The sequence below is a fragment of the Aquabacterium sp. UBA2148 genome (assembly GCF_002328915.1).
GTDB classification, from domain to species: Bacteria; Pseudomonadota; Gammaproteobacteria; order Burkholderiales; family Burkholderiaceae_C; genus Aquabacterium; species Aquabacterium parvum.
Genome location: NZ_DCXA01000113.1, coordinates 1595 through 5453, shown reverse-complemented (window position 1 = coordinate 5453; position 3859 = coordinate 1595). Strand labels below are relative to the sequence as shown.

The window sequence follows — 3859 nt, the reverse complement described above, 5'->3', positions numbered from 1 at the left end:
AGGCCCCGGCCGCCCGTGGCGGCTGGCTGCGCGGCGGCGTGCTGCGCCAGCAGGCGCGCGAACTCATCGCCACCTACGGCATCAAGACCCAGGGTGAAAACGCCCCCATCCGATCGCTCTCGGGCGGCAACGTGCAGCGCGCCGTGCTGGCCCGCGAGCTCGACGGCCAGGTCGACGTGCTGCTCGTGGCCAACCCCGTCTTCGGCCTCGACTTCGCCGCCGTGGCCGAGATCCACTCGCGCATCATGGCTGTGCGCAACGCTGGTGGTGCCGTGTTGCTCATCAGCGAAGACCTCGACGAGTTGCTCAAGCTCGCCGACCGCATCGTCGTGGTGAGCGAAGGCCAGGTGGTGCACAGTTGCGACGCACGCGACGCCGACCGCCACGTGCTCGGCAGCTTCATGGGCGGCCACCACCACGGGCCGAACGACCACGGCACACACCAGGAGGCCGCATGACCCGCTTCGCACCCCTGACCCTCAACGCCCAGCCCTTCGAATTCGACTTCGACGTCGCGCACACCGCGCTCATCGTCATCGACATGCAGCGCGACTTCGTCGAGCCTGGCGGCTTCGGCGCCTCGTTGGGCAACGACGTCAACTTGCTGCGCGCCATCATCCCCACCGTGCGCCGAGTGATGGACGCCTGGCGCGCCGCCGGCGGCCTCCTCATCCACACCCGCGAAGGCCACGCGCCCGACCTGTCCGACTGCCCGCCCGCCAAGCGCCTGCGCGGCTCGCCCAGCCTGCGCATCGGCGACGTCGGCCCCATGGGGCGCATCCTCATCCAGGGTGAACCGGGCCACGGCATCATCCCCGAGCTGGCGCCTCTGCCCGGCGAGCCCGTCATCGACAAGCCTGGCAAAGGCTCCTTCCACGCCACCGGCCTGCAGGAGCTGCTCGCGTCACGCGGCATCACGCACCTCATCATCATGGGCGTGACCACCGAGGTCTGCGTGCAGACCACCATGCGCGAAGCCAACGACCGCGGCTACGACTGCCTGCTGGTCGAGGATGGCACCGAGAGCTATTTCCCTGAATTCAAGGCCGCCACGCTGGCGATGATCCGCGCGCAAGGCGGCATCGTCGGCTGGACCGCACCCAGCGCCGAGCTGCTGTCGGCCCTGGCGCCGGTGGCGGCCACGCCGCTGTGAGCGGGCCGCAGGTGCCTGCCATCGGCCTGACGATCACCCCCCAACTGACCACCCGCCACCCATCGCTTCCATGACCCTGCCACCCGACCAGGTCAATCGCCCCGATGTTGTCGCCGAGCTGACCGCGCTGTTCCTCGATTACGAGGCCGCGCTCATGGCCAACGATGCAGACGCGCTCAACGGCTATTTCTGGCAGCACGATGCCGTCACCCGCTACGGCATCGCCGACACGCAAAAAGGCCACGCGGCCCTGGTGGCCTACCGCGCCAGCGTGCCAGCCCCTGATTTCACGCGCGCCCTGCACGATGTGCGGATCACCACCTTCGGCGCCGACATGGCCGTGGCCATGTGCGAGTTCCGCCGCAGCGACACCCCTTTGCACGGTTTCCAGACCCAGACCTGGGTGCGCCTGCCTTCGGGGTGGAAAATCGTGTCTGCTCACGTGAGCATGGTGCCCTTGGACAAAAGTGCGCCACCCGGATCTCCCCCGCGTTGAAGGCACCATGACCCTGGTTTCGGTTCTGTCTCCTGCTGACCTGCCCGCCGCCACCCTGGCCGAGCGGGCTTACGCCCAGATCAAGCAGTTGATCTTCGACTTTCACCTGCTGCCAGGTGACCGATTCTCGGAGGCCGACCTCACCCAACGCGTGCAAGTCAGCCGCACGCCTTTGCGGCAGGCCCTGCAGCGCCTGCAACGCGAAGGCTTCTTGCTCGTGTTCCCGAAAAGTGGCTGGCAGGTTGCGCCGCTGAATTTCGAGGCCTTCGACCAGCTCTACGACCTGCGCATCCTGCTGGAAACCCATGCCGTGGCGCGCCTTTGCGAAGCCGAGGAGCGGCCCACGCTGCGCGAGTTGGCCGACACCTGGCTGGTCCCGGCGGAAGACCGCCTCAATCACCCTCTGCCCGTGGGGCAGATGGACGAAGAGTTCCACGCTGCCCTGGTTCGGGCGGTGGGCAACAGCGAGATGACCCGTGTGCACGCAGACATCACCGAGCGCATCCGCATCATCCGGAGGCTGGATTTCATCAAGCCTGCGCGCGTGGACCTGACCTACGACGAACACGCGCGCATCGTGAGGGCCATCACCAGGCGGCGCACCGACGAGGCGCAACGCCTGCTGCGCGCTCACGTTGAGCAGAGCAAGCTGGAGGTGCGGCACATCACGCTCGACATGCTTTACCAGGCTCGACAGCGGCTGGCGGCCGAGCTCGCCTGACCCGATGAGCCCTGTGCCGATGGCTCAGCGGCCTCAGATGGACGCGGAGTGAATGCTCAATTCGTTGAGGCGACCCAGCACCAGGCGGTCCCGGGGGTCGATGGTGAGCGTGCAGCCCCGCCCTTCAAAGCGGTAGTGGTGCCCGGTGATCGAAGACAGCACGCTGAGCGTGCCCTGCCCGTGATAGACCGCGTGACAGGACCCGCGCGGTGAGCGACCGGTGTCGGGCGCCGCGACTGGGGTGGGCAATGCGGTGTGGTCGGACTGGGGCTTGGCTGTGGCCAGCGAATGCTGCGGCGCGCTCGGGGTGGAGCGTCCTGCGGTCAAGGTGTGAGCCGCTGCGTGGGGGGGCGCCAGCCAGCGAGAGCGCGCGCGGTGCTCGCGGCCTTCACGCGAGGCGACTGCCAGCGAGTGATCGGCCAGGGGAGGGAAGGGGGCGAATGGAATGGGGCCAGTGCGGCGAAGGGGACGGGCGATCACGGCGAACTCCTGCAGGTCGGACAACGGGCAGATGCCAGTTTCCAGATGGGAGCCCTCGCTGGAAATCCCCTTCGGTGGGGCCTTCTTTTGGGGGAAACGGGGGGAAGGGCTCAACGCCCGAACACCGTCAACACCCCGGTGTAGCCGTACAGGTGGTGGCGGGCCACCTCACCCCCCGCGAAGAACCCGACGATGGGCAGGTTGCCCAGCGCATGCGACACCAGTTCCATTTCCGCGTTGAGCCCGCCGAACTGGGCACCGCCACGGCCGGCGCAGCTGACGTAGATCGCCCCCACCGCCTCGCGTCCGGGGTGCTCGTCGGGGTCGAACTCCTCGCGCACCTCGGCGCAAGCGCGAACCAGGTCTTGCCGGGCAGCTTGCGGATGGCGCTGGCAAAACGCCAGCTGCATGCCCTCCTCGACGTTGTCGGCCAGCGCCACGCCCTGGCGGCCAGGGTCCAGCCCGATGAGGTGGCGCACGCGCGTGTCCGCGCCGAAGTGGCGACCGTGCTCCAGCAGGTCGCTGCCGGCATCGGTCACCCCCGCGAGGGTGGCGCGCACCTTGGGCAGGGCCTGGCGCTGCCAGCCTTCGCTCGCGGTGGTGGCGGTCATGCCCAGGTCCTGGAGCAAACAAGACAGGGCGGGGCGGCCGTCGAGCTCATAGACCACGTTGCGTTCGGCCCGCGTCACCACGCGGCGGGGCCCCACCGGCGTGCAGCCCTGGCTCACGCGAGACACCAGCCGCACGCCTGGCGAGAACGCCACACCCGACAGGCCACCGTGCCACACACCGCTGCTGGCCCATTCGGAGCCTGGCGCGGCTTCGGCAGACGCAACTGGTGACCAGGCCAGGTGCGGACTGCCATGGCGCCCGGCGCTGAGCCCGCCAAACAGGTAGCCGGTGTCGGTGCGCGCGGCCAGCTCCGCGATCAGCTCGGCCAGCTCGGGGCTGCGCGCGTCGGCGTGAACCTGGGCGGTGTGGGCCCGCCAGCCGCCATGGGTCGGCAAGT

At 69.0% G+C, this 3859-nt stretch carries 5 protein-coding genes and 1 pseudogene; 4 read left to right on the top strand and 2 right to left on the bottom strand.

Features of this window, described 5'->3' with window-relative positions:
• From B2W70_RS06135 to B2W70_RS06120, 4 genes and pseudogenes are all read left to right on the top strand, one after another.
• Positions 1-458 (top strand): annotated as a pseudogene (locus B2W70_RS06135) (ABC transporter ATP-binding protein); the annotation flags it as partial.
• Entirely contained in the window at positions 455-1153 is a 699-nt protein-coding gene (locus B2W70_RS06130) for a cysteine hydrolase family protein (protein ID WP_286743865.1), read from the top strand. The pseudogene B2W70_RS06135 and the gene B2W70_RS06130, both read left to right, overlap by 4 nt.
• Positions 1154-1223: 70 nt before the next feature.
• Positions 1224-1649 carry an oxalurate catabolism protein HpxZ gene (hpxZ, locus tag B2W70_RS06125; RefSeq protein WP_286743862.1) on the top strand — a complete coding sequence of 142 codons (426 nt, stop codon included), beginning with the start codon at positions 1224-1226 and terminating at the stop codon, positions 1647-1649.
• Positions 1650-1656: 7 nt separating this feature from the next.
• Positions 1657-2370, top strand: coding sequence for a GntR family transcriptional regulator (locus tag B2W70_RS06120; protein WP_286743859.1), 714 nt, complete (start codon positions 1657-1659; stop codon positions 2368-2370).
• A 33-nt stretch (positions 2371-2403) separates the two neighbouring features.
• Here B2W70_RS06120 and B2W70_RS06115 read toward each other — a convergent pair whose 3' ends face one another.
• Together B2W70_RS06115 and B2W70_RS06110 are read right to left on the bottom strand one after the other, a co-directional pair.
• The gene (locus tag B2W70_RS06115) at positions 2404-2874 is read right to left on the bottom strand and encodes a hypothetical protein (RefSeq protein ID WP_286743856.1); all 471 of its coding nucleotides are present in this window, start codon (positions 2872-2874) and stop codon (positions 2404-2406) included.
• Between the two features lie 86 nt (positions 2875-2960).
• A partial coding sequence (locus tag B2W70_RS06110; protein WP_286743853.1) for an FIST signal transduction protein occupies positions 2961-3859 on the bottom strand: 899 nt, incomplete at its 5' end.

Excerpts from the sequence above, each read along its gene's own strand:
- hpxZ (WP_286743862.1), top strand. The coding sequence starts at position 1,224 with ATGACCCTGCCACCCGACCAGGTCAATCGCCCCGATGTTGTCGCCGAG.
- B2W70_RS06130 (WP_286743865.1), top strand. The coding sequence starts at position 455 with ATGACCCGCTTCGCACCCCTGACCCTCAACGCCCAGCCCTTCGAATTC.
- B2W70_RS06120 (WP_286743859.1), top strand. The coding sequence starts at position 1,657 with ATGACCCTGGTTTCGGTTCTGTCTCCTGCTGACCTGCCCGCCGCCACC.